Origin of the sequence: Bacillus cereus group sp. MYBK216-1 (assembly GCF_051916495.1) — a bacterium.
Lineage (GTDB): Bacteria > Bacillota > Bacilli > Bacillales > Bacillaceae_G > Bacillus_A > Bacillus_A thuringiensis_K.
Genome location: NZ_JBQAGT010000014.1, coordinates 18,953 through 44,980 on the forward strand (window position 1 = coordinate 18,953; position 26,028 = coordinate 44,980).

Below are 26,028 nucleotides of genomic sequence, written 5' to 3' on the forward strand. Positions count from 1 at the left end.
AGCAAATGCTGTGAGCTTTTTTATACTTACTTGGTTGAATCTCTAAATTGGATACGGTGAGGTAAGATAACAGTGTGATCTTCCACTTTTTCTTTGTTCATATACTTTGTTAATAAACGCATTGCTACTGCACCGATATCATACATCGGTTGAACAACTGTTGAAAGCTGCGGACGAACCATTAATGCAAGACGTGTATTATCGAAACCAAGTACTTCTACGTCAGTTGGTACGTTTAATCCAGCGTCTTGTGCTGCATGGATTACACCTAGTGCCATTTCATCAGAAGACACGAAGATTGCTGTTGGCTTTTCATCATTGCTCCAAAGCTTTTCAAATGCTTCAATACCTGAATCATATGTGTAATCTCCATCGATTACAAGATTTTCATCATATGAAATACTTGCTTCTTCTAGAGCTTTTTTATAACCTTGTAACTTCTTCGCACTTCCTGCTTTATCAATGAAAGGACCAGAGACGAAACCGATACGCTTATGTCCTTGCTCAATAAAGTGCTTCATTGCATCATAAGCTGCTTGTGTATAATCAATATTTACTGATGGCGTTTCATTTTGCTCATCAAATGACGCTGCTAATACAATTGGTACTGGAGATTTTTTAAATTCTTCAATGTGAATGTCTGTAATATCTTCACCCATGAAAACAATTCCGTCCACTTGTTTTCCAAGCATCGTATTTAATAAATGGAACTCTTTCTCTTTGTTTTGATCAGAGTTACTTAAAATGATGTTATATTTGTACATTGTTGCGATATCTTCAATTCCACGTGCAAGTTCTGCATAAAACGTATTTGAGATATCAGGAATAATAACACCTACTGTAGTTGTCTTCTTACTTGCTAGTCCACGTGCTACCGCATTTGGGCGGTATCCTAAACGATCAATTGCTTCTAATACTTTCTTTCTTGTTGTAGGCTTTACATTTGGGTTACCGTTCACAACGCGTGATACGGTAGCCATTGAAACGTTTGCTTCGCGCGCTACATCATATATTGTTACGTTCATCTCATCGCACACTCCTTCTATTTTTGTTATCTATTTTTATGTATCGGTTACTTGAATGAAAAAAAGACATCAACTCTATTTGCAGATGCCACCAATCGTCCCGAGTTCTTCCTTTTACTAATGATACGATAAAAACGCAGGCTCATACAATATTTTCCCGCAAAAGTTTCGAAAAAATTCGCTTCTTTTCTCGTATTTTCGTATTTTTTATGAAAAAAGGGCATTTTTTGTAAAAAAATAGATGTTTCCTAAGTAGAAATCTTATTTTAAACAGTACGATAGTAAATGAAATTTATATCGGCGATTTTTCGAATATATCGACTGTAACTCGAAATATATCAGCGATTTTCCAAATATATCGACCGCAACTCTAATTATATCAGCGATTTTCCAAATATATCGACCGCAACTCTAATTATATCAGCGATTTTTTAAATATATCAACTTATCAACAAAAATCGACAATGACAGTCGCTATACAATAGGAGAAAGCTGTTCCAAAATGCCTTCTTGGAACAGCTCATTAAAAGTTTTTATAATTTACTTCCAAATGATTTTAATTCATTCATAAAATCATTGAACTGCGGTATATTCATTTGCTGCGCCGCATCTGATAAAGCTACAGCTGGATCTGGATGTACTTCAGCCATAATTGCGTCTGCACCAATTGCCATCGCTGCTTTTGCAGTTGGTAAGAGAAGGTCACGTCGCCCTGTAGAATGCGTTACATCGACAACGACAGGTAAATGTGTTTCTTTCTTTAAAATCGGCACAGCGGAAATATCAAGCGTATTACGCGTCGCTCTTTCATACGTGCGAATACCTCGTTCACATAAAATAATGTTTCCATTTCCCTTTGCCATAATATATTCTGCCGCATTAATGAATTCTTCGATCGTTGCTGATAGACCACGTTTTAATAATACTGGTTTATTTACAGCACCAGCTGCCCTTAGCAAATCAAAGTTTTGCATATTGCGAGCGCCAATTTGAATAACATCAACGTAATCTAATGACATCTCAATATCATTCGGATTTAAAATTTCACTAATAACAGCCAAATCATATTCATCTGCTACCTGGCGCAAAATTTGTAATCCCTCTAATCCAAGACCTTGAAAATCATACGGTGAAGTACGTGGTTTGAACGCACCACCACGCATTAATTTCAGACCTTGCTCTTTCATTGCTTCAGCAACTTGACGTACTTGTTCATAACTTTCCACTGCACACGGTCCCATAATAAAATGCTGATTTCCGTCACCAATTTTTTCACCATTAATTTCAACAATTGTATCTTCTGTTTTTTTCTTACGAGAAACAAGTAATGCTTTACGATGATCATCTTCTTGTAATTCTAAACCAGCTTGAAAAATTTGTTTGAAAATATGTTGTAAAGTCGAAGTTTCAAATGGACCATTATTATTCTCTGCAATTAAATCCAGCATATTTCTTTCACGTACAGGATCAAAACGTTTCACACCTTGTATTTCTTTTAAATTACCAACTTCTTGTACGAGACGACCTCTTTCGTTTAGTAACTCTAATATTTGTAAATTAAGTTGATCAATCTCAGAACGTAAACGACCTAATTGTTGTGATGCCATAAGAAAGCCACCTCTTTCAAATTCCTATATATTACTTTTTTAAGATAACTTATTATAGCTGATACATATACGATTGTCACACGATATACAGCAATGAATTACTATCAAAAAACATTGTATATTTTTATTTAAAATAAAAAAAAGACAGTTTACATACTGTCTTTTTTACAAGAAGGAAACAAACGGTTTATCACTGTTTTTCTCTTTTATAATAACGGCCTCAATTTTACTCTCGGACTTAATCTGTAATTGTACTTTCGCATCTTTAGGCAATTTGTCTAACATGCCTTGAGCAGCCAATTGGGTAAGAGCCATTAATTCTGTTTTACCGTTATATTTAATAACAATATTCATATTTAATGTATCCATTTGATCTTTCTTATAAGAAACTTTAGCGTTGACTGGAATAAAATCTCCACTAGAAAAACCTTTTATTTCCTTAGCAAAGTTATTTATTTTTGTATTATCTTCTCCATGTGCTTGTGTAAATTCATCAGAAGGATATGAATACGACTTTTCATCAATTGTACTCCAATTTCCAAGGTTCGTATCATTCTTTTGAACAGTAGCACTAGCAATATACGTACCATTTTTTAAAGAACTAGTACTTTCTTGCTTAAAGATAGCAAACGTAATTGGAGATTTGTTATACTTATCATTTTTGTTAATAGCTTCAATAAGTTGTTTAGCAACTTCAGACCCTTTAGACATAGCTTCTTCATTCGATACACTTGAAGACATAGCTAAGCCAATCATAACACCAGATAAACTTAATTCATTTGAATTCTGTTTTCCAAAATAGTCTTGTTCTATAATATTCGTCAAAACTGGCGCTTCTACTTTCGCAACTAGTTCATCAACTAGTTTCTCTGGAATATACTGATTTAATTGCAGTACGTGACTCTCTGTATCAAATTGTTGCGTTGCAATATTTATTAAACCATTTTCATACTCTGCTAAATCTAATTTAGAATTTGTTTTTATATTAGCTGTATTAATAACCTTTTGTTCTTTTAAAGGAATAACAGTTCTATAATAATCTTTAGAAACAGCAGTTCTCGGAATCATACTTTTTTCTTTTGTATCTTTTTGTATAACTTCATCCTTCTTACTAATCGTATTACTATCGTTACTACAAGCTCCCAGTAATAAACTTACGACCGCGAAGGATAATGCCATTTTCTTCATTACTTAAAACCTACTTTCAACAATCTAGTTATTTAATTTGAACTAATAACAGTGTACCATTAAATATATTTCAACAAAAACAAAAAAAAGAAGCAAGCACCTTTAGCTTGCTTCTTTTTACTTAATATTCTCTTCTAAAGCGTCTTTTTTAATGTTCCAATGAGACGTATTCCATACTACGATCCCATCTTTTATGTATAACACTTGCGGAGATTCATGTTTAATGCTGTACTGTTCTGCAACACGATTCGACACATCTCTCGCGTCTTGTACGTATAAGTAATACGCTGGTACCGCTCTTTCTTCACTGCAATACGCTTGAAATTCTGTGTATGCACCGTGACTAATCGGGCATGTCGTACTATGTTTAAAAAGAACATACGGCTCATTCTTTTCTACTAAGACTTCAAGCTCTTCAATTGTTTCAAGTTTTGTCATATTCATCACGATTCACCTCTCATACGAAATCTAGAGCGCTTCTCTTTCTTTTCAGCTTTTTTCTCAATTCTTTCTAATTTACGCTCTTCTTTTTCAACCTTCTTCTCTTGTCTCGACGCACGGTAATGATTGTATACTTCAATCGCCGCACTGCTCCACTGTACAACTTGCGCTACTTTATCAGCGTTATTTTCAATTTCATCCGTTACAGAGTCTGATACATTACGAAGCTTCGTATTTAAAGATTGGATTGTCGTTCCAATCCCATCTACACCCGCTACCACTTTATTTAATGACTGTGACTTCTGTTGAATATCATCAGCTAACGCATTCGTCTTATGTAATAATTGCTCTGTCTCTACGCTAATTCCTTGCATTTGTTTTTCTAAACCTTCTAACGTGCTTGCAACGTTTTCTAACGTCTTCTGAACCGATAACAACGTTCTGCATACATACACTACTAATACTGCGAAAGCAACCGCGATAATAGCCGCACTTACATATAAAAGAACTTGCATTTCATCACTTCCTTTATCTTTTTCATACTTTCCCCTATTATACAATCATTTTCCGTTTCATTCTAATCCCTATCTCATCATTAGAATTTTCATACTTATTCGTTAACTGTAACATAAATCATTCAACAAATTCCACTAAGTAGGTTACAATAGGAGAGGATACATAATTAGTAGGGAGGCTTTACATATGAAAGATCCACGTATTGAAAAGTTAGCATACAATTTAATTAACTACTCTATCCGCTTACAAAAAGGTGAAAAAGTATTAATTGAAAACTTTGGCTTACAAAAAGAACTTGTAACTGCACTTGTAAAAGAAGCATATGCAGCTGGTGGTTTCCCATTCGTCTCTTTAAAAGATCATCAAGTAGATCGCTCTTTATTAATGGGTGCTACTGAAGAACATTTCGAACAAATCGCTGCATATGAAGCAAGCGTAATGAAAGACATGGACGCTTATATCGGCCTTCGCTCTGGCGATAATATTAATGAACAAGCTGACGTTCCAAGTGAGCGTATGAAAGTTCATGGCCAAACAGTTGGTAAAAAAGTTCATAGAGACATTCGCGTTCCGAAAACGCGCTGGGTTGTTCTTCGCTACCCAAATGCTTCTATGGCACAGCTTGCTAAAATGAGTACAGAAGCTTTCGAAGACTTCTACTTCGAAGTTTGTAACTTAGACTACGGTAAAATGGATAAGGCGATGGATAGCCTTGTTACATTAATGAATAAAACAGATAAAGTTCGTTTAACTGGTCCCGGAACTGACTTAACATTCTCTATTAAAGACATTCCAGCAATTAAATGCTCAGGTCATTTAAACATTCCAGACGGTGAAGTATACTCTGCACCAGTTCGTGATTCTGTTAACGGTACAGTTTCTTACAACACACCATCTCCTTACAACGGTTATACATTTGAAAATGTACAACTTAAGTTTGAGAATGGTCAAATCGTTGAAGCAACTGCAAACGATACAGAGCGCATTAACAAAATCTTCGATACAGACGAAGGTGCACGCTACGTTGGTGAGTTCGCAATCGGCGTAAACCCATACATCTTACATCCAATGGGAGACATCCTATTCGATGAAAAAATCGATGGCAGCTTCCACTTCACTCCTGGACAAGCTTACGACGATGCATGGAACGGCAACAACTCGAACATTCACTGGGATTTAGTATGCATCCAGCGCCCTGAATACGGCGGTGGCGAAATTTACTTCGACGACGTACTAATCCGTAAAGACGGACGCTTCGTTGTACCTGAATTAGAAGCTTTAAACCCAGAGAACTTAAAATAATAATAAAAACGCTCGGAATTTTCTCCGAGCTTTTTTTTATTTCTTCTCTACCATTTCTATTTTCACATGTGGATTTTCTTTCTCGATAAGCGCCAAAAATTCATTCATATTTTGCGGCATCGCAACCATATGTACTTTGTATGCATTCGTCGTAATTTCAAGGTATTTCCCAACTTGACGAATGATTCTTATCTCTTTCAATACAATATCGTCATTTAAAATGCCGTACTTTAATACACCATTTTCTACTTTATGTTTTTTAATAAATACTTCCCAAACGAGTGGTACATTTACAAGGAAGCATAAACCCATCCCAATCAACGCTGACATCCAATGCGCTCTATTAGTGAAAAGCATGACAATTGGATATATACACATAAAAGCTAACGTAAGACAAACGAAAATGACTACTGACTTACTTCTTTGAATTGGAAAGTTCATACCTATACCCCCTAATCCAAATTATACCACTATTTCCATTTTGGTTCATAGAAAAAGGCCATTTCTAAATGACCTTTTACACAATGTACCTATAAAATTTCTTATCTACTTGTAGCACCGGAAAGTTTTTCGGCAACTCATCTATACTCACACTTTGAAAACCATTCTTTTCATAAAAACGATGTGCCGCTAAAAATTTTACTGTTGTTCCTAAATAAATATCTTTCAACTTTTTATCCTCAGCCCATGAAATTGCTGTTTGAAGCAACATATATGATGCGCCCCATTCTTTTCCACGAAACTCTTTTTGTACGAACATTTTTCTTAGCGCTACTTGATGATTCTCAATATCTAATAAAGCTACTGTTCCAACTACTTTACCATCATAAAGTGCTACCCAAAAGTTTCCGTGATCCTTTTGATAGAACGTTTTTATTTCAAGTAAATCAGGTTGCTCTTCTTTCGTAATGGGAACATTATACTCTTTTTGCTGAATATGAACGATAAGATCTACTATTTCCTCTTGAAACGTACCTTCATATGGAACAATACGAATCTTCTCGTTCATCGAATCTCTTTCCATTCTGAAGCTAGTAAACTATATACAGCGATATCATGAAAATGATCATATAGCCATTCTTCATCTCGTAAAATACCATCTAACTTAAATCCTAAACGCTCTGGAATTGCGCGACTCTTCGCATTTCCAACACCGCAACGAATTTCAATTTTATTCAGCTTTAAATTTTCAAATGCATAGTGAAGTACAGCCTTTACGCTACGCGTCATAATACCTTTCCCGCCAGCATCTTCTGCAAGATAATACCCAAGACTCGTCGCTTTCTTCCCCCAGCTCACTGGATGAATACCTACCATCCCAACGAGCTTTCCTTTGTAACGTATGCCACTTTCAAAACCATCTCCCTCTGCAAACTTCTTTAACCACATCGGAAAAATCTCATCATAAGCATCAGCAGATTTTGTCCCATCTACCCAAGGGAGCCATTTCCGTAAATGATTACGGTTTTGATCTAATAATTGATATAATTCCTCTTTATGATGTTTTTCTAATAATTGTAGTTCGATTTCGTCATCTACTCGGAGTGTGAACATGTTTTTTAGTCCCCTTTTTAGTTTTCTTATTATTCTAACACTTACATTTCAAAACGCGTACCAATATATCAACGATTTTTGAAATATATCGAACACAACTCCATATATATCGACGTTTCAACATTAATACACAACCACGACAACAAAAAAAGACGCACAGCCAAGCTATGCGTCTTTCCTATTACTTCTCTGCAACTTGAACTTCTTTTACATAAGCTGCTTCGAATTTTTGGATGTCACCTGCGCCCATGAAAATTAGAACGCCGTTTTTATGTTTCTTTAATACATCCGTTGTTGTATCTGTAATTAGTTCTGCACCGTCAATACGCTTTTGCAGATCTTCAATTGTTAATTCACCTTTGTTTTCACGTGCTGATCCGAAAATATCACATAAATATACTTGGTCAGCTTTGCTTAGGCTTTCTGCGAACTCATCTAAGAACTTTTCTGTACGTGAGAATGTGTGTGGCTGGAATACAGCGACAATTTCACGCTCTGGATGTTTTTGACGAGCAGCTTCAATCGTTGCATTAATCTCTGTCGGATGGTGTGCATAGTCATCGATGATTACTTGCTCTCCCATCGGCTTTTCATTAAAACGACGTTTTACGCCTTCAAAAGTTGTTAATTGATGTTTTACTGCTTCTACATCAACATTTTCATAATGGCAAAGCGCGATTACTGCTAACGCATTTAATACGCTGTGATTGCCGTATCCTGTAATTTTGAACGTATCATAGTACGTGTTACGAACGAATACATCGAATATCGTGCCATCTGTTCTCTTTTGGATGTTGCGTGCTTGGAAATCATTATCTTCTCCAAATCCATAGAAAATAACAGGTACTTTCGCTTGAATTTTTTGAAGTTCTTCATCATCTCCACATGCAATAATGCCTTTTTTCACTTGCAATGCCATCTCTTGGAATGCACTGAATACATCATTGATGTCTGCAAAATAATCTGGATGATCAAAATCAATATTCGTCATAATTGCATAGTCTGGATTATAAGACAAGAAATGACGACGATACTCACAAGCTTCAAATACAAAATACTTACTATTTTCTACCCCATGCCCTGTTCCATCTCCAATAAGGTAAGATGTAGGGTGTGCACCTTGCATTACATGGGCTAACAAACCAGTTGTTGATGTTTTTCCATGTGCACCAGTTACAGCAACACTTGTGTATTGGTTCATCAGGTCACCTAAGAAATGATGGTAACGATGGACTGGGATGTTTAATTCTTTTGCTGCTACGATTTCTTCATGCGTATCAGGAAATGCATTTCCTGCAATAATCACTTGTCCTTCTTCTACATTATTCTTATCAAAAGGAAGGATCGAGATACTACGCTTTTCCAACGCTGTTTGTGTAAAGAAACGCTTTTCATAATCAGACCCTTGAACAGTATGCTTCATATCATGAAGAATTTGCGCTAATGAACTCATTCCTGTTCCTTTAATTCCTACAAAATGGTAAACTGTCATCTTAAAGAACCTCCAACATTTCGAACTAATACAACGGCCTATCTATAAGACAGTATATGAATCTTTTCTTATTTTGGTAATCATCATACATTTTTGATGTAGTGAAGTTATTCTTTCCCTTCACTTATCAGGATAAACTCGTACGTACTTCTTTATATGTCTATAACAAGTTCATTATAGCAAAAAAGAAGCCGCTATACTATGATAACAGAAAAACTGATAGGGTCAATCACCTATCAGTTTTTCTCTCTTTTACATCTCTTCTCTTTTTTCTAATTGAACACGCTCTAAACGTGGGTTTGGACGATATTTACGACCAGCTTTCGCTTCTGGTTTTCCATTTAATTCTACGTTATCACCAGTAAAGCCAATATTCATTTTTAATAAGCTACTTCCTACCCCGTATATGTCAACAGGTACGTTTTGAGCTTCAAATTCACGAATACGCTTCTCATCAAATCCACCAGTTACAACGATGTCTACATGCTGGAATCCTTCTTCATCAAGTGCTTTACGAAGTGCGAATACAAGCGATGGGTTTACACCACGTGGATCGAATGTTCCAAGTACTTCTGGGTGGCGAATGAAGTATTGATCAATCATCGTGCGGGACGTATCTACACGTACACCTTTTAATGTTGATCCAAATTCACGCGCTACGCGAAGTGCATCTGTAATGACATCATTGTTGTAATCAATTAATACAACTAATTCATCTTCTGGGAATTTCTTATGATATGCTTTTGCAGCTTCTACAACATCACCATTAAACATTTGAATTAATGCGTGAGGCATCGTCCCCATACCACTTTTGCCCCACCATTCATTCATCGCATGCGTCGCTTGTGCGCTCATACCTCCGATGTATGCTGCATAACCGTCACCAGCTTGTTGTGTATAATGATCGTCACGATCTCCCATGAAAATAACTGGTTTTTCTTTATCTACGCTACGCGCAGCTTGGACAACGTTATATACGTTTGTCGCAACCGATGTACGACGAGCTAAAATCCCATCAATGACACCTTCTAAAAATCCGAAATTTTCATAAGGACCATGAATTGTTAACACTGTTTCAAATGGACTAATTTTATCGCCATCTTTTAAAGAGTTAATTTCAAGTTCCTCAGGATTTTTAGCGAATGTTTGTAGCAATGCAATTACTTCATCCGTTCCGCAAAGAACTGCATTTTCCTTTTGGAAAAATTGCATCGTTACAACACTTTTCGGGCGAAATTCTTCGATGATTTCTCTAGTTTTTAAAAAGTAAACGGCAGAGAACCAACCTTCTCCAACACGTTCGTCAAATTTAAATGTTTTATTTGTTAGTCTATTTATTTCACCTTTTAATTTTAATTCAATTTCTTTCATGTCGCTTTACTCCCTACTTTACTATCCAACATTTTCTCTTAGTATACAGCAAAACCTTTTACTATACATTTGTTTCCTGCATAGCGGCAAATTCATCCTCAGAAATAAGGACATCTCTCGGTTTCGTTCCTCTACCTTCAGAAATAATCCCTTGCGATTCCATCTCTTCAATGAGACGTGCCGCGCGATTATAACCGATGCGGAATTTTCGCTGTACAGAAGATGTGGACGCTCCCCCTTGTTCTACAACAAATTGACATGCATCAAGGAACAATTCGTCTTCTGACTCAGCTTGTTCTGTTTTCGCTAATAAATCCTCTTGCTTAAATAAGTAATTCGGCTTCATTTGCTTTTTCACATGATCAACTGTTTTTTCAATCTCATCATCCGATACATATACACCTTGTACACGAACTGGCTTAGATGTACCGTTCCCTAAGAATAACATATCACCACGGCCAAGTAATTTCTCCGCGCCCCCAATATCAATAATCGTACGCGAATCAACTTGAGATGATACAGTAAACGCAATACGCGTTGGAATGTTTGACTTAATTAAACCTGTAATAACATCTACAGATGGACGCTGCGTCGCTACTAATAAATGAATACCACAAGCACGTGCTTTTTGCGCAATGCGACAAATCGCTTCCTCAACATCACCAGGTGCTACCATCATTAAATCGGCTAACTCGTCAATGACAATAACGATATAAGGTAATGTCTCTCCTGGAATTTCTCGCTCACTTACAATCGTATTGTAGCGAGTTAAATCACGAGCACCTGCGTGTGCAAACAATTCATAACGGCGTTCCATTTCCTCAACTGCCCATTTTAATGCAGCTGTTGCTGCTTTTACATCCGTAATAACAGGTGCTACAAGATGCGGAACAGAATTGTATGGTGCAAGCTCAACCATCTTCGGATCGATTAACATTAACTTCACTTCATGTGGTTTCGCTTTATATAAAATGCTCGTTAAAATGGCGTTAATACACACACTTTTACCAGAACCGGTTGCACCCGCAATAAGTCCATGTGGCATTTTTCGAATATCCGTTACAATTGGATCCCCTGAAATATCAAGTCCAAGCGCAACAGTAAGCGGTGATTCACTCTTTGTGAATACAGGACTTCTTAAAATTTCGCGAAGAAATACCGGCTTACTTTCTTTATTTGGAACTTCAATTCCAATTGCACTCTTCCCTGGAATCGGCGCTTCAATACGAATATCTTTCGCAGCTAAACTTAACTTAATATCATCACTTAAGTTTGTAATTTTATTTACTTTCACACCTGGGTCTGGCTGTACTTCAAAACGAGTTACCGCTGGCCCTTGCGATACATTAATAACATGTGCTCCAACGTGAAAATTATTAAACGTTGTATCTAATAATTCTTTCTGCTCCTCTAACCATTCTGTATTATCTAACGCTGATTGCTGTGGAATCGACAACAGCGCTAATGGTGGAACAGTATATGTCGGTGGTGTATGCAATACATTTCGCATATCGTTCTCTCTTTGATTTACAACATATGCTTTCTCTTGTACTTCCGTACTTGAAATTGGCTTTTGTACTTGCTCTACCACTACTTGCTGTATTGATTGTTCTTCCATTTGTGGCTCTGCTACTACTTGCTGCACTGGTTGCTCTTCCACTTGTGGTTCTGCTACCTCTTGTTGCACTGGGCGTTCTTCCACTTGTGGCTCTGCTACTACTTGCTGCACTGGTTGCTCTTCCACTTGTGGTTCTGCTACCTCTTGTTGCACTGGGCGTTCTTCCATTTGTGGCTCTGCTACTACTTGCTGCACTGGGCGTTCTTCCACTTGTGGTTCTGCTACCTCTTGTTGTACTGGCTTATTCTCTACTCGTACATTAGCAGAAGGCTGCATTGCATTTGCTCTAGCTGCATGTCTTTCCATTAATCGTGTTCTATCTTGTTTCAACATAACAACATTAAATGGTACATGACGCTTTTTCTCACGTTTTGGTTCTTCTTTTTGTACAACTGGTTGTTCTTCTACGACCGGTGTTTCCTCGGCAGTTGGCTGTTCTTCTGCAATCCGTGCTTCCTCTACAACTGGTTGTTCTTCTGCAATTAAAACATCCGCAAAGCTTTGAACATCTTTCTTCGTTTGTTCATCAGCCTCAGCAACATGTATGAATTCATTCTTTTGTTCAATTGCTTCATCTTCTTGCTGAATGTCCTCAAGTGCTACAAATGTCTCTACTACAGGCGCGTTTATTTCTGCAATCACTTCTACTTCTTCTGACTCTTCTGCTTCTGTAATTACTTCTACTTCTTCTGACTCTTCTGCTTCTGTAATTACTTCAGCTTCTTCTGACTCTTCTGCTTCCGCAATTACTTCCACTTCCTCTGTTTCTTCCGTTTCCGCAATTACTTCCACTTCTTCTGTTTCTTCTGTTTCTTCCGTTTCCCCAATTACTTCCACTTCTTCTGTTTCTTCCGCTTCCGCAATTACTTCCACTTCTTCTAGCTCTTCTGCTTCCGCAATTACTTCTACTTCTTCTAGCTCTTCTGCTTCCGCAATTACTTCCACTTCTTCTGACTCTTCTGTTTCTGTAATCACTTCCACTTCTTCTGACTCTTCTGTTTCCGCAATTACTTCCGCTTCTTCTAGCTCTTCTGCTTCCGCAATTACTTCTACTTCTTCTAGCTCTTCTGCTTCCGCAATTACTTCTACTTCTTCTAGCTCTTCTGCTTCCGCAATTACTTCTACTTCTTCAGGTGCCTCTGTTTCCATAACTACTTCAGCTTCTTCTGACTCTTCTGTTTCCGCAATTACTTCCACTTCTTCAGGTGCCTCTGTTTCCATAACTACTTCAGCTTCTTCTGACTCTTCTGTTTCCGCAATTACTTCCACTTCTTCAGGTGCCTCTGTTTCCATAACTACTTCTTCAAACTCTTCCGTTTCTGCAATTACTTCTACTTTTGACACTTCTTCTGGTATTTCCACAATGATTGTTTCTTCAAGTTTTTCTTCTGCTTTGACAATCACTGATTCTTCTGGAGCTTGCTTTTCTACTTCAATAGTAGGTTGTTTTATTTCTGTATTACGTTTAATTTCTTCTGATAATATTGTATCCTCGTGCTCTACTTTAGAAGCTACTAATTCTTCTTGTAGATTGTTTTCGTTTAACACCACTACATCTTTTTCTAGCTTAGCACTTTCCATCTGCTCAGCTACTGTTTTATGAAGTAATTCATCCGCTGAAACTTCCTGCGGTGTACTCATTTCTTGAATCACTTCTTTTTCTTCTACTAAAGGCACTTGGCGTTCAATTTCATAACCGTTTTTCTCTAGCCATTGATCAACTACTGACTTTTCTTCCTTTTTATTCTCTTCATATTGTTGCTCTCCATGCTGGTTAGCAGCTCTATGACTAGAAGAAGTTGGTGCTTGTCCTTCCGAGAAATCAGATAATGTATATCCTTTTTTCTCTAACCATGCATCAACGACTGATTTACCCTCTACAGATATTTCAAGGTCTTCTCTTTCCTTTACTTCCTCCTGCTTTTCTTTCTTTTTCTCTACTGAAGGACGATTATATCCATAAATTGGCGAAATCATTTCTGTTGGACGAAATGGTCTACGGTTACTCTCTTGCGAAGGTACAGATGCCTTTTTAACGACAGACTCCCGCACCGGTTCATATTGCACTTCCGGCTCTTCATATGTAGAAACTACCTTTTCCACATACGGTCGTCTGCTTCTTTCCACCTTTATTCCTCTTTGGGCAGTCGGTTCTTCATATGTTACTCCTTGAACAGGTTGTTCTTCGAAGCGATTTACTTCGCTTTCATCCTCTTCATCGAACCCATTATCCGGTACTAAAGGAAAACGGCATTTACCTGCATTCCTACTTGCCATTTGTGCTTCTCTTGCTTCAGTGTAGTGGTTTACACGAGGAATTTTCGGCTGACTTTCAATTTGCTTTGGTACTTCTTTATTCATCGCTGTTTGTTCTTCCTCTTTGTTAAACAGCTTTTTCATCCAATCTAACATGCTTACCACTCTTTCTACTAAATAGTAACATCCTTTATTGTATCAGCATTCGGCAAAAAGTGCAGGTAAAATTAAGCATGTCATATTTATCCACAATATTCTAATTTACGAGTGTTTCATATAGAAAAACGCAGCCTTTCATGTAAGACTGCGCTTAAGCTTTACTCTTCCGATATACATCTATACTATCCGTTACACTTTGCAATAAAGAATTTACATACTGCGGGTCAGATAATTTTTTATCTTCTTCATGGTTTGACATAAACCCAAGTTCTAATAACACACCAGGAACCTTTGCCCAATTAAATCCAGAAAGATCATCCCGAAATTTAATTCCATTTACTTTTACTTGCTGGTTCTCCCTCATTTTATTTACAATCATTTGAGAGATTTGAAGACTTTCCGCATAAATCTCTCTCGTATACGGACTTCCTTCTGCCGGCGTCAATACAGCAAATCCACTTTGGTTTGGATTTTCAGAACCATCTGCATGAAGACGTAAAAATAAATTAGCCTTATGATTATTTGCGAATGTCGCCCGTTCTTTATTACTTATATCAACGTCTTGTGATGTTCTCGTCATTAATACTTGTATCCCTTTTGCTTCAAGCTTTTCTTTTAATAAAAAAGCCATTTCTAATACAAGTACAGCCTCTCTCTTTTTCGTCACAACACCTGTTGTACCGTCTGTCACTTTATATTTTTGCGTTGTTGCCCCTGGTCCAATCGGCTCTAAATTTAAATTCGCTTTTTGTTGATGCCCTGGATCAATAACGACGAGAAACTTCTCTTGTTTTTCATTACTCTCTACTTTTTGTTCATTATTTTGCACTGGTTGCTCAGTTGGCTGTACTGGCGTAGTTTCTTCTTTCTTTTCCTCAGATGATACTTCCTCTTGCTTATGTTCTACTTGCTCATTCGTTTGAATTGCTTGCGATTCTTCGTTCTTTTCTTGTTCTTGCTGCTTTTCTACCGGTGCGTCTTCTTTGGTATCTTTGTTTTTCTCTTGTATAGAAGATGTAGTTTCTTTTTTCGGTTGCCCTTGTGAACAACCGGCCATATATATTCCAATGAATGAAATCATGCTCATTATTTTTATATACTTCATACTTCTCCCCCATCACTTTGCACCGGATTCAAAGTTTTTCTTATAATTGCCCTATAATCTCATCTATATTTCCAATATAAACTGGCTGCCATTTTTCTGTACCACGTTCTGCAGTATAAACCGGATAAGCGGCATCATCTACATTTACGAAAACTGGGTCCCCCATATCTGTTTCATATCCGATAACAATCCATTCTTCTTTCCATTTTCCGTGTTCTTCACTTATTAATGAATTTTTATGTTTATCATATCGATAACCGATTTGTCCTTTTTCTAATTCACTTTCACTAAACACATATATTTCATAAGTACCTAGCTCAACATCTTGCTGTTTTGAAGTTTCAATTCGTTTTAGAAGTTCTGCGATTTTTGGTTGTTGTTTCATACGTCTATCCCCTTCTATTTTTCTAAATTTTAACTAGTTTGTTTATAAAATACAATATAGATTTTAAGAAAAAAGGTGACATCCTTATCATATTAACGATTTTTTTAATATATCTATCACAACTCTCAATATATCAACGATTTAACACGAAATTTTGATTTACCGACAAAGAATGACAAAAAAAGAGAGGTTGTCCAAAAGGACAACCTCTCTTTTCTTATATCAATTAAAATTTAAACTCTTGTCCAACTTCAAAGCTATCTTCTAATACAAGAATACCTTTTTCTTGTGGAGCGTCTGGAAGCTCTAATTCACGTGCAGAGCAGATCATTCCAGAAGAAGGAACACCGCGAAGTTCTGCTGGTTTAATTAACATACCGCTTGGCATTACAGCACCAATTTTTGCAACGACAACTTTTTGTCCTGCATCAACGTTTGGTGCGCCACATACGATTTGTAATGTTTCTGTACCGATTTCTACTTTACAGATGTTTAGCTTATCAGCATTTGGATGCTTTTCTTTTTCAGCTACATAGCCTACAACAAATTTCGGAGAAAGATCTGCTTCTACTGTTTCTTCAAAGCCATTCTTCGCTAAAATTTCGTTGATTTTCTCTACAAGCTCTTTCGTTAATGTAAGGTTTCCTGTTTCTTTTACTTCTAAGTAAGAAGATGCATTAAAGATGTTGAATCCTGCTGTCTCGTTGCTTTCACGATCGTATACGCGTGCAACATCTCCTTTGCGATCAAAAGTACGGTTCTCTAAAGTAATATCTTGTAAGGCAACAATTAAAGTGTCACCAATTCCTTCAAGGTTGTAAAAAACGTTCACTTCGTTCATCCTTTCTCTTTTCCATCTGTCTTCTTCCGATTTTTCGCTAAAATAAAGATTGGTTCAAATTCTCCATCTTCATATACGAATGAAAGTGATGTAATCGGAACATGCCCTTCGGCAAAAAATTTCATTGTCATTTGTGCAATAATATCATAACCGATTTCGTTGACGATATCAGCAATAATTAATACATCTTGGTGAGGAACAGCAACAACCATGTCACCAGAAATCTTTTCACGCATCGATTGTAGTAACGATTCGTTTAAAATACGAGTCGCGTCATACCCATCATTTGTGTTTAAAAAGTAGAATGTATTACCCGCTACTGTGTCTTGTTTAAATTCATAACCTAACGAACGTGCGTTGAATAATGCCATTTCACGCACTTGCTGTTCTGTAAGTTCTAATTTTTGTAATAGACGCTCGTCAATTAGTCGATACGTTTTATTCGAATCTAACGCATAGTAGATACGTGTTTCCGCCGTATGATCCGTCATAATAAACGGATTTCCTTCTTCTGCTTGTTTCGGGAAAGAAGTAGAGCGAATAACAGGTAAAATTTTCGCTCCGCTATTTTCTTCTTTATGCATCGCAATTAGCGCTTCTTGTACGTAATAAGCAACTTCTTCAATTGCCTTTTCTTTGTTCACTTCCCATTTTGCCACAACTCCTGGAAGCGATACGTTAATACCTTTTTTGGAGTCTTTTTGTTCAATACGTAAAACTTCTTTCTCACTATCATACTGAAAGTCCCATTCTGGGCGAGATAATTTCTTTATTAACTCATCTTTCATCTTTTTACTTGTCATCTTCATCTCTTTTTCCTCCCTTCCAAAAAAATAACCTCCCCCGCGAAGGTAGAGGTTGTTTTACAATTCAATTGGCAAATTGCCTTATTTTAAACCTTCAATGAACTCTTCGATTTGTTCTTGTGTTTTACGATCTTTGTTTACATAGCGACCAGTTTCTTCACCTTTATTGTACGCTACAAAGCTCGGAATGCCAAATACGTCTAATTTTACACATAGATCAATAAACTCATCGCGATCTACATAGTAAAATGAGAAATCACTATATTTCTCTTCTACTTCTGGCATAAATGGGTCTACAAAGCGGCAGTCTGGGCACCATTCTGCTGAGAACATAAAGACTACATTCTCTTCATTTTTTAAATCTTGGAATTGCTCCATGCTTTCTAATGACTTCATCTATATTTCCTCCTCTAACGAGTGCATTTTTCATGTTATAATCTTTCTTTTATACTACCATACATCGCGCACGGTGCAAGGTTTATGCTTGCTTTTTGTCATACTTATATTGCCCAACTAACAACTTAACAACGTGTACAAATAATTCCGTGCGGTCGACATAATCATCTGTAAAAATACCAATCGCACCTTCGTGACTACGAATATCTTTTCGCTGCACAAACTCTTCCATCACTTCGCTTAATTCTTTACCATCTTCAAGAGGTGCTAAAAAATCGTCTGGTAACGTAATACGCGCTCCTCCGGCCACAAATACTTTCCCATCACTTGTTGCTAGCGCGCCCCAGTTACACATAAATAAACCGTGCTCCGTTTTCATTACACCGCCTTCTAGCCCAATACCAATTGGAGCTTCTCCTTCCTCTAGCGCTCGCTTCGCTCTATTAATCGCTCCTTCCATCGTCTCTTCATCTGAGAAAGGCTGAGCTGATACTCCTGATGGAACAGAAAGAGATGTAATTTCAGCATCTTTCCAAACCTTCTCCACAGCTCCAACTTTCGTTTTATTCTTCGATCCAACTACTACTTTCATTTCGTCCACCTCTATAAAAATTCATCATTTCGTTCTACTTAAATTAAACATCAATCACTACCATACATCACCGTGGCACCTATTCAACCTAAAAAAGAAGGTGGATTTCCTCACCATTACCGTCCTCGAACACAAAAACAGCCTTCCTCTCTTTTCCTATCCAGGGTCTTAATACATCATGCGAGCACCAATTAGGCACTGACCGCTCACACACATGGATGGGTCATCTATTCAAGCCAAAAAAAGAAAGGCTCTTCAGCCCTTCTCTCTACGCGTTATTCTTAATTGTCTCTAACGTCGTTTTATCTGTTGTTCTTACAAGCTTTGTAATTAATTCTTTCGCCGCTGCATAATCATCAACATGTAAAATTGAAGCATGTGTATGGATGTAGCGTGCACAAACACCAATTACTGCTGATGGGATACCAGAGTTACTTGTATGTACACGGCCCGCATCTGTACCACCTTGTGAAATAAAGTATTGGTACGGAATGTTGTTTGTTTCTGCTGTATCTAAAATGAATTCGCGCATTCCTCTATGTGTTACCATCGTGCGATCATAAATACGAAGAAGAGCACCTTTTCCTAATTGACCGAACTGCGTTTTGTCACCAGATGCATCGTTTGCTGGACTTGCATCAAGCGCATAAAAAATGTCTGGTTGAATCATATTGGCAGCTGTTTGCGCTCCGCGGAGACCTACTTCTTCTTGTACAGTAGCACCAGAGTATAATGTGTTTAGTAATGTTTCATCTTTTAATTCTTTTAACAATTCGATTGCAAGGCCACATCCGTAACGGTTGTCCCAAGCTTTCGCCATAATTTTCTTTTCGTTTGCCATCGGCGTGAATGGGCAAATCGGCACGATTTGTTGTCCTGGTTTTACACCAATTTCAATCGCATCTTCATAACTATCTGCACCTATATCAATTAACATATTTTTTATATCCATCGGTTTTGCACGTTGCGCGTCACTTAATAAATGAGGAGGAATAGAACCAACAACCCCAATAACAGGACCATTCTTCGTCATAACTTGTACACGCTGTGCTAATAGAACTTGACTCCACCATCCGCCTAACGTTTGAAAACGAAGCATTCCGTTTTTCGTAATTTGCGTAATCATGAAACCTACTTCATCCATATGACCTGCTACAAGAACACGCGGGCCAGTTTCGTCCCCTTTTTTCAAACCAAATACGCTACCTAAACCGTCTTGTACAATTTCATCCGCATATTTGCTTAATTCTTGTTTCATAAAACGGCGTACATCATGTTCAAAACCTGATGCACCTTGTAATTCTGTTAACGTACGAAATAATTGTAATGTCTCTTTATTCACGAAGTCCCCTTCTTTCAAACCTTAGTAGAATACCTCTTTTATTGTAACGAAATTTTCGAAATGTTTCTAGTTTCTTCTTTTTTGGCTGTATTTGCTTTATAATTATTATCGGTACACTATTTTTATTTTATAGAATTGAGGTGAATATATGAGCTGGAAAGGTTTAGTAGCAGGTCTTGGCGTTGGGTTCGCAGCTGGTTATCTCGTTGCAAACAAAGTACAAGAACAATCCCATATTTCTTCAGAAAAAGCATTGAAAATGGTGAAACAAGCATTAAGTCATAAAGGTGAAATTACTGGCTCTTGGGTACATATGGTTCCAGAGACATTTGAAAAATATGATGTCGCATATGAAGTTTATCGCGGCGGTCTTACAACAATGTTAGATGATATACAAGAACGATTTGAATTTTTAGTTGATGCTAAAACAGGTACTGTTTTAGAGGTTATAACAGCATAAAAAGGAGGGTTCCCATTAGGTGAACCTCTTATTTTTTTGAAATTGCGGCTATTGATTAAAATTATATCAGCGATTTTTCGAATATATCGGCGCAACTCGTTTTATATCAGCGATTCCTCAATTATATCGGCGCAACTCAAATTATATCGGCGATTTCCCAATTATATCGACTTACCGACAAAACCCGACAATAAAAAAGAAGCTGCTCCAATAAATATGATGGAACAACCTCCTCTTTCTATGCTTCTATACTCGTTTTTCTCTCTATCTTTTCTACAATATGCCCTTCCTCATTCCACTTCACAGCGCGATAATACGCGTCATGATAAAACGTAAACCAAGCATCTTTTTCAGCACCATACTTCATCCACTTTTGCTTATTTTCAATCGAGGTCATAGGATAATCATCGTATGCCATTACCCATAATACATTTTGATGCGCGTGCGTCGGCAATAGATCTGCTAAGTGTAGCATCGTCTCCCCTTGACTCTCCAAAGTGATAACTGCATGTCCATCACTATGACCACCCGTATGCGCCATCTTGATTTCATCTGTAATTTCTATTTCTTGCTGGAACGTAACAACTTGATCTACAATTGGCTCCCAATTTTCCTTCCAATATGTATTACGTGATCTAATGTTTGGATTCCTCATTTCATTCCATTCTGTTTCACTTACGTAAACTTTCGCATTTGGAAATGCTGGTACAAGGTGATCATCTTCCCATTTTGTTAGACCAGATGCATGATCAAAATGAAGATGTGTCATCAAGACGTAGTCGATATCTTCAGGCTTTAATCCTAATTTTTCTAATGATTCATAAACCGATGATTCTTCTGTTACACCTTGATTTCGTTTCATCTTCTCATTCAACTTACCGTTTCCTATCCCGGAATCAATGAGCATATTTCCGTCTTTCGTTTGCAAAAGTAACGGATCTGTTCGTAAATAAATATGATTTGTGTCATTATGTTTATATTTACGTGACCAAAGTACTTTCGGCACAACACCAAACATTGCTCCTCCATCTAAATGTGTATTCCCGCCTTTTAACCACGTTACTTTTATATCTCCAATTTGTAACTGTTCCATTACACATCCCCCTTTCAATTAATCTTAACATAAAATTCTGATTATTTTAGCTGTAAAAAAACCTATGCATTACTGCATAGGCTCTGTACGATATTTTGCTTCAACTCGGTAAATACGATGACCTTTACTAGAGAATTTCTCTTCGTATTCAGTCATGATGTTACCTTCAAAGTCGCTGTTATGAAGATCTAAGCTTAAGTACGTTAGTAACATACCATACTCAGCCATACTCATAAGAGAATATTCAAATAGACCTTGGTTATCTGTTTTGAAATGAATTTCTCCGCCTTCTACTAATACTTCTTCGTAATTACGTAAAAATGTTTTATACGTTAAACGACGCTTCGTATGACGTTTCTTTGGCCATGGATCTGAGAAGTTTAAATAAACGCGATCAATTTCACCTTTCGCAAAGAAAACTGTTAAATCTTCAGCATCTTTATTAATTAACTTTAAGTTTGGTAATTCTTCTTCAATTAATTTATCAAGTGCATCTACAACAACACTTGTGAATTTTTCAATTCCAATATAATTAATATGTGGATTCGCTTTTGCCATATCATACATGAAGCGGCCACGACCTGTACCTACTTCAATGTGAATTGGTTGTTCGTTTCCAAATACTTCTTTCCAGCTACCAGCGCGCTCCTCTGGGTTTCCGATTACGATATGTGAATATTCATTAATTCGATCCATTGCATACGGTTTATGTCTTAAACGCATAGATGTTTCCCTCTCTTTACATAGCTATTTTAAAGGAATAATTCCTTCTTTCTTTTTTAATCAATCTACCAAACAAAAAACCAAGTACGTACGAGCACTCGGTCCGTTTCTTTCAAGTATAAGATGTACCATTTTGATAAAAACTACATACAGCATTAAACATTCCATGACGAAACAGCTTTTTCTCTTACATTTGAAGAGAAAAACAATCGAAAGGATGATCCGTTCATGCCAATTAATCAACAACATCAATTAGAAGTGCTGAAAGATATTTTAGTCAACCACCAAAGTGATTGTTGCGGGACAGTTTCAGAATGCGAGCAATTAGAGCGCCTCATTCAATCGTTACTCGCAAACGATAATATAAGTAGTGACGCTAAAGCAATGCTAAACGATGTATATTCTTATAGTCAATCGGGTAAATCTTCCTCTAATTTGGACAACCATATTTCCAATAATCAAGAACAACTTACTCAGTGGATTGCTGGAATGGACAATTTTTCTTAAGTATTATTCTGAAGCAAGTAGTTGCTGTAAATATTGATGCCAATATTCAGCTTCTGCTTGCTGCTTTTTTGTTGTGTGCCATTGAATAGACAAAATCGTTTGTGCTATCACATACCATCTCATACGCCTAAGCAGCGATTCATCCATTTCAATATCATAATAACCGAGCCACTCACTCCACTCCTGGCGCGGAATGTACCAATATAATAACATACCGAGGTCTAGAGCTGGGTCAGCAATTACAGCTCCATCCCAATCAATTAAAAACAACTCATCTTCATCCGACAATAGCCAGTTGTTATGGTTTACATCACAATGGCATACAACGAATTCATTGTATTCAATAGCTTTTAATGAATCCATTAAATATTGAAGGCCTTGCTGAATTGTTTCATCATCCCTTATATCTCCTCTTAAAACGAGTTGCAGCTGTTGTAATAACTCTTGTGCGTGAAGCGGCTGCTTCCCAAGTCTTTGAATCATCTGTACAAGCGCTTTAGAGGAGTGTATTTTCTTCAAAAGTTTCGCAACACGTTCTAGTTTCATATCCTCTGGCTCTAGCTTCTGTCCCGGAAGCCATTTTTGAGCAGAAATTACATCACCATTCGTTACCCTTCTTGTCCAAAGTAATTTTGGAACAATTCCTTCTGCTGACAATACCGCTAAAAAGGGCGATGTATTCCGCTTTAAAAATAACTTCTGTTGTCCATTTTGCGCAATATATGCATCGCCCGTTACTCCACCAGCCGGTACAAGACTCCACTCTTTTCCTAATAATTGTTCCAACCATTCCATATTCATTACCCGTTAACAAATCCTTATCTTTTATAGTTATGAAAAGAAAAACCGCAACATTTCTACATATGTTGTGGATTCATATATTTTACTGTAAATGAAAAGAAAAATTAGCCTAAGCCAAAAATCCTCTATTTTATTTTACAAAACCTGTCATAGAATGACAACTTATCAAAATCGTCACCTTTGTCAATTCTACATTTATTACATTCTCATCGTCAAGTAGCGATTTGTCACATTATCGTCAATATATACGTGCTAATTGGAGCCAGCTTAAGTTCCTTTCCTCTAAATGAAGAAATTGGCTCTATTTTCGCTTCGTTTTCGTTTACTAACACATGCCACGTTGCTTCTTTCGGAAGCTGCACAGTTTTGGCTTCTAAACAGCTATTAAATAAGACGACAATCTCTTTCCACGGCCCAAACGATTCTGCATGCTCTAGATGATATGCAAGTACTTCTGTAGATGTTTGTAAAAAAGTCATATGTTTTTTTATAAGGTCTGCGTTTTGTAATCGGAATGCCCCATGCTCTTTACGAATCGCAATTAAACCTTTTATATAGTTAACGGTCTCTATCTCTTTCTCTTTTTGATCCCAATCTAATTGATTGATCTCATCATTTGCATTATAACTATTTTCATTTCCTTTCTTCGTACGATAAAACTCCTGCCCTGCGTGTAAGAAAGGAATGCCTTGTGAAAGAATAACCATCGCGCTCGCCAACAGGTGACGTTTTTTCAAAATCGCTTCTGATTCTTCATTACTGCGCACTAGTTTATCCCACATCGTCATATTATCATGACATTCTACATAATTAATGCTTTGCGCCGGCTCTAGAAACAGCCCCGTTTCTTTCATACTTAAAAGACTTCCTGCTGCAATATACTGCAAATGGTTACAGTCTACATGCCCACCAAATGCAAAACCACGCTTATTTATATGAAATGTACTCCCTTTTATCCCATCACGAAATTGATCATTAAACTGCGCGATATGTGGCATTTTCTTCGCATTATTTAACGTTGCTTTTTCTTTGGCAGGAAGCGGTGTTTGTAAATCCCATCCTTCCCCTAATAACAAAGCATCTCGTTTTATGTTTCGCACTTCTTTTTCTATCATATTCATTGTATCAACATCTAAAATTCCCATTAAGTCGAATCGGAATCCATCGACATTGTATTCAGTAAGCCAATATAAAATAGACTCTACAATGAATTTCCTCATCATTTTCCGTTCAGATGCTATATCATTTCCAACTCCCGTCCCATTAGAAGGCATACCATCTTCACCATGACGAAAATAATATCCTGGAACAAGCTTCTCAAATGATGATAGCTCTCTTTCATAAACATGATTATATACAACATCTATAATCACCCTAATACCTTGTTCATGAAATGTTTCGATTAGTTGTTTACACTCAACTATCCTGTTATACGGATCAGAGGGGTTTGTAGCATAAAATCCTGTTGGTGCATTGTAATATAATGGATTATATCCCCAATTATAGGCGGATGAAGGATTCGCCTCATCTACACCACCGAAACAATATAAAGGTAATAGTTCAACATGTGTAACACCTAAATCTTTTATATGAGACAACCCTGTTAACGCCCCGTTCCGTCCTGTTGTTCCATCCTCCATCAATCCTTTATATGTTCCCTTTTGAATTACTCCACTATTTTGATGTATAGTCGCATCACGAATATGCAGTTCATACAATATGGCATCTGTCATTGATTGTAATGTTGGTAATCCCTCTCGTCTTGTTACATTCGTTTTTTCTAAATCGATAACAACACCGTGTTTTCCGTTTACCGTCACCGACTTTGCATAAGGATCCACAGCTTCGTTCCATATTAAATTAATACAAACAAGAAATGTATAGCGTGCTCCGTCTAAATCACCTTGTAATGTTTGAATCCAAACTCCGTTTTCTCCCCTGTACATTTCATGATCGATATATTCTTTATCACTCTTATAAATTCTTACTTTCGCAAGCCTTGCAGTTGGGGCCCATACTTTAAATGTCGTTTCTTCTTTTTGATACACAGCACCTAAATCTGTACCTTCGTAATAATACTTTTCATCGAAAATTGTCGTTCGAATAACAGCACCTATTTGTAAATCAGTTTCTTCATTCCGTTCATCTCGTACTGTATAATACTTCCCCACATCTAGCGGCTCTTCTATAAAGCACTCATACTTCGTTGCATCTGGAAGCGCAATAGTATGAGCAATCGGTAAATCTTTCACATTACTTCCTTCTTGCAAACGAAATGTCCGACTTGTTCCATACGCATGTGGGAGCAAAATTGTAATTTTATTCATTTCATCTAAATAGGCATCAAATGGACGTTTTACTTTCAACATAAAAAAATCACCATCATTCTCAAAGTTAAAATAAAGTGAAACTTTAATGAGCGAGAAAACTTTTCGATCCTCACTTATT

General features: G+C 37.0%; 25 protein-coding genes. 3 read left to right on the top strand and 22 right to left on the bottom strand.

Annotated features, from left to right (window positions below; translation table 11 throughout):
* Positions 1-26 precede the first annotated feature (26 nt).
* The 5 genes from ccpA to ACTFRH_RS27460 form a co-directional block, all read right to left on the bottom strand.
* Positions 27-1,025, bottom strand: a complete 999-nt coding sequence (gene ccpA, locus ACTFRH_RS27440) for a catabolite control protein A (RefSeq protein WP_001103300.1) — start codon at positions 1,023-1,025, stop codon at positions 27-29.
* 533 nt (positions 1,026-1,558) lie between these two features.
* Complete coding sequence (locus ACTFRH_RS27445) at positions 1,559-2,632, bottom strand: bifunctional 3-deoxy-7-phosphoheptulonate synthase/chorismate mutase (protein WP_000168201.1); 1,074 nt, start codon at positions 2,630-2,632, stop codon at positions 1,559-1,561.
* Between the two features lie 165 nt (positions 2,633-2,797).
* Positions 2,798-3,820, bottom strand: coding sequence for a CamS family sex pheromone protein (locus ACTFRH_RS27450; protein ID WP_000738001.1), 1,023 nt, complete (start codon positions 3,818-3,820; stop codon positions 2,798-2,800).
* 117 nt (positions 3,821-3,937) lie between these two features.
* Positions 3,938-4,264, bottom strand: a complete 327-nt coding sequence (ytxJ, locus tag ACTFRH_RS27455; RefSeq protein ID WP_001057465.1) for a bacillithiol system redox-active protein YtxJ — start codon at positions 4,262-4,264, stop codon at positions 3,938-3,940.
* Complete coding sequence (locus ACTFRH_RS27460) at positions 4,264-4,776, bottom strand: DUF948 domain-containing protein (protein ID WP_001197720.1); 513 nt, start codon at positions 4,774-4,776, stop codon at positions 4,264-4,266. Before ACTFRH_RS27460 ends, ytxJ begins: the two co-directional genes overlap by 1 nt.
* A 187-nt stretch (positions 4,777-4,963) precedes the next feature.
* On the opposite strand from ACTFRH_RS27460, the gene ACTFRH_RS27465 reads away from it, so the two are divergent.
* Positions 4,964-6,079, top strand: coding sequence for an aminopeptidase (locus ACTFRH_RS27465; protein ID WP_000654731.1), 1,116 nt, complete (start codon positions 4,964-4,966; stop codon positions 6,077-6,079).
* 36 nt (positions 6,080-6,115) lie between these two features.
* Here ACTFRH_RS27465 and ACTFRH_RS27470 read toward each other — a convergent pair whose 3' ends face one another.
* The 13 genes from ACTFRH_RS27470 to ACTFRH_RS27530 all read right to left on the bottom strand — a co-directional run bounded on the left by ACTFRH_RS27470 (position 6,116) and on the right by ACTFRH_RS27530 (position 19,996).
* Complete coding sequence (locus tag ACTFRH_RS27470) at positions 6,116-6,520, bottom strand: PH domain-containing protein (protein ID WP_001010624.1); 405 nt, start codon at positions 6,518-6,520, stop codon at positions 6,116-6,118.
* A gap of 76 nt (positions 6,521-6,596) precedes the next feature.
* Positions 6,597-7,088, bottom strand: a complete 492-nt coding sequence (locus ACTFRH_RS27475) for a GNAT family N-acetyltransferase (RefSeq protein WP_001003155.1) — start codon at positions 7,086-7,088, stop codon at positions 6,597-6,599.
* Positions 7,085-7,633, bottom strand: a complete 549-nt coding sequence (locus ACTFRH_RS27480; protein ID WP_000494681.1) for a GNAT family N-acetyltransferase — start codon at positions 7,631-7,633, stop codon at positions 7,085-7,087. The genes ACTFRH_RS27475 and ACTFRH_RS27480 overlap by 4 nt, the downstream gene beginning before the upstream one ends.
* A 181-nt stretch (positions 7,634-7,814) precedes the next feature.
* Entirely contained in the window at positions 7,815-9,125 is a 1,311-nt protein-coding gene (gene murC, locus ACTFRH_RS27485) for a UDP-N-acetylmuramate--L-alanine ligase (RefSeq protein WP_000219467.1), read from the bottom strand.
* Between the two features lie 252 nt (positions 9,126-9,377).
* On the bottom strand, positions 9,378-10,496 hold the full coding sequence (locus ACTFRH_RS27490; protein ID WP_000658370.1) for a nicotinate phosphoribosyltransferase: 1,119 nt from the start codon (positions 10,494-10,496) through the stop codon (positions 9,378-9,380).
* Between the two features lie 61 nt (positions 10,497-10,557).
* Positions 10,558-14,526 (bottom strand): DNA translocase FtsK, encoded by a 3,969-nt coding sequence (locus tag ACTFRH_RS27495; protein ID WP_440048876.1) that lies wholly within the window; start codon positions 14,524-14,526, stop codon positions 10,558-10,560.
* A gap of 154 nt (positions 14,527-14,680) precedes the next feature.
* Positions 14,681-15,634: an N-acetylmuramoyl-L-alanine amidase gene (locus ACTFRH_RS27500; RefSeq protein ID WP_000874066.1), complete on the bottom strand. Its 954-nt coding sequence runs from the start codon at positions 15,632-15,634 to the stop codon at positions 14,681-14,683.
* Between the two features lie 40 nt (positions 15,635-15,674).
* On the bottom strand, positions 15,675-16,019 hold the full coding sequence (locus ACTFRH_RS27505) for a hypothetical protein (RefSeq protein WP_000813349.1): 345 nt from the start codon (positions 16,017-16,019) through the stop codon (positions 15,675-15,677).
* 226 nt (positions 16,020-16,245) lie between these two features.
* Entirely contained in the window at positions 16,246-16,860 is a 615-nt protein-coding gene (ytpR, locus tag ACTFRH_RS27510; protein WP_001006761.1) for a YtpR family tRNA-binding protein, read from the bottom strand.
* Complete coding sequence (locus ACTFRH_RS27515; RefSeq protein WP_000784588.1) at positions 16,857-17,669, bottom strand: DUF1444 domain-containing protein; 813 nt, start codon at positions 17,667-17,669, stop codon at positions 16,857-16,859. Before ACTFRH_RS27515 ends, ytpR begins: the two co-directional genes overlap by 4 nt.
* 78 nt (positions 17,670-17,747) lie before the next feature.
* A complete protein-coding gene (locus tag ACTFRH_RS27520; RefSeq protein WP_000838187.1) occupies positions 17,748-18,062 on the bottom strand; it encodes a thioredoxin family protein in 315 nt (104 codons plus the stop codon).
* 82 nt (positions 18,063-18,144) lie between these two features.
* Positions 18,145-18,654 (bottom strand): DUF84 family protein, encoded by a 510-nt coding sequence (locus ACTFRH_RS27525; RefSeq protein ID WP_000869936.1) that lies wholly within the window; start codon positions 18,652-18,654, stop codon positions 18,145-18,147.
* Positions 18,655-18,922: 268 nt separating this feature from the next.
* Positions 18,923-19,996, bottom strand: coding sequence for a M42 family metallopeptidase (locus tag ACTFRH_RS27530; protein ID WP_001031506.1), 1,074 nt, complete (start codon positions 19,994-19,996; stop codon positions 18,923-18,925).
* Positions 19,997-20,144: 148 nt separating this feature from the next.
* Between ACTFRH_RS27530 and ACTFRH_RS27535 the strand changes: the two genes are divergently transcribed.
* The gene (locus ACTFRH_RS27535; RefSeq protein WP_000118542.1) at positions 20,145-20,456 is read left to right on the top strand and encodes a PepSY domain-containing protein; all 312 of its coding nucleotides are present in this window, start codon (positions 20,145-20,147) and stop codon (positions 20,454-20,456) included.
* Positions 20,457-20,694: 238 nt separating this feature from the next.
* On the opposite strand, the gene ACTFRH_RS27540 is transcribed toward ACTFRH_RS27535, so the two are convergent.
* Together ACTFRH_RS27540 and trmB are read right to left on the bottom strand one after the other, a co-directional pair.
* Entirely contained in the window at positions 20,695-21,549 is an 855-nt protein-coding gene (locus ACTFRH_RS27540) for a YtnP family quorum-quenching lactonase (RefSeq protein WP_000436850.1), read from the bottom strand.
* Positions 21,550-21,618: 69 nt separating this feature from the next.
* Positions 21,619-22,272: a tRNA (guanosine(46)-N7)-methyltransferase TrmB gene (gene trmB, locus ACTFRH_RS27545; RefSeq protein ID WP_001239385.1), complete on the bottom strand. Its 654-nt coding sequence runs from the start codon at positions 22,270-22,272 to the stop codon at positions 21,619-21,621.
* A 228-nt stretch (positions 22,273-22,500) separates the two neighbouring features.
* Here trmB and ACTFRH_RS27550 point away from each other — a divergent pair, with 228 nt between their 5' ends.
* Positions 22,501-22,779 carry a YtzH-like family protein gene (locus ACTFRH_RS27550; RefSeq protein ID WP_001122234.1) on the top strand — a complete coding sequence of 93 codons (279 nt, stop codon included), beginning with the start codon at positions 22,501-22,503 and terminating at the stop codon, positions 22,777-22,779.
* 3 nt (positions 22,780-22,782) lie between these two features.
* Here the strand turns inward: ACTFRH_RS27550 and ACTFRH_RS27555 are convergent, their stop codons facing one another.
* Positions 22,783-23,580, bottom strand: a complete 798-nt coding sequence (locus ACTFRH_RS27555; RefSeq protein WP_001986674.1) for a phosphotransferase family protein — start codon at positions 23,578-23,580, stop codon at positions 22,783-22,785.
* 227 nt (positions 23,581-23,807) lie between these two features.
* The gene (pulA, locus tag ACTFRH_RS27560) at positions 23,808-25,949 is read right to left on the bottom strand and encodes a type I pullulanase (RefSeq protein ID WP_000921760.1); all 2,142 of its coding nucleotides are present in this window, start codon (positions 25,947-25,949) and stop codon (positions 23,808-23,810) included.
* Positions 25,950-26,028: the final 79 nt, after the last annotated feature.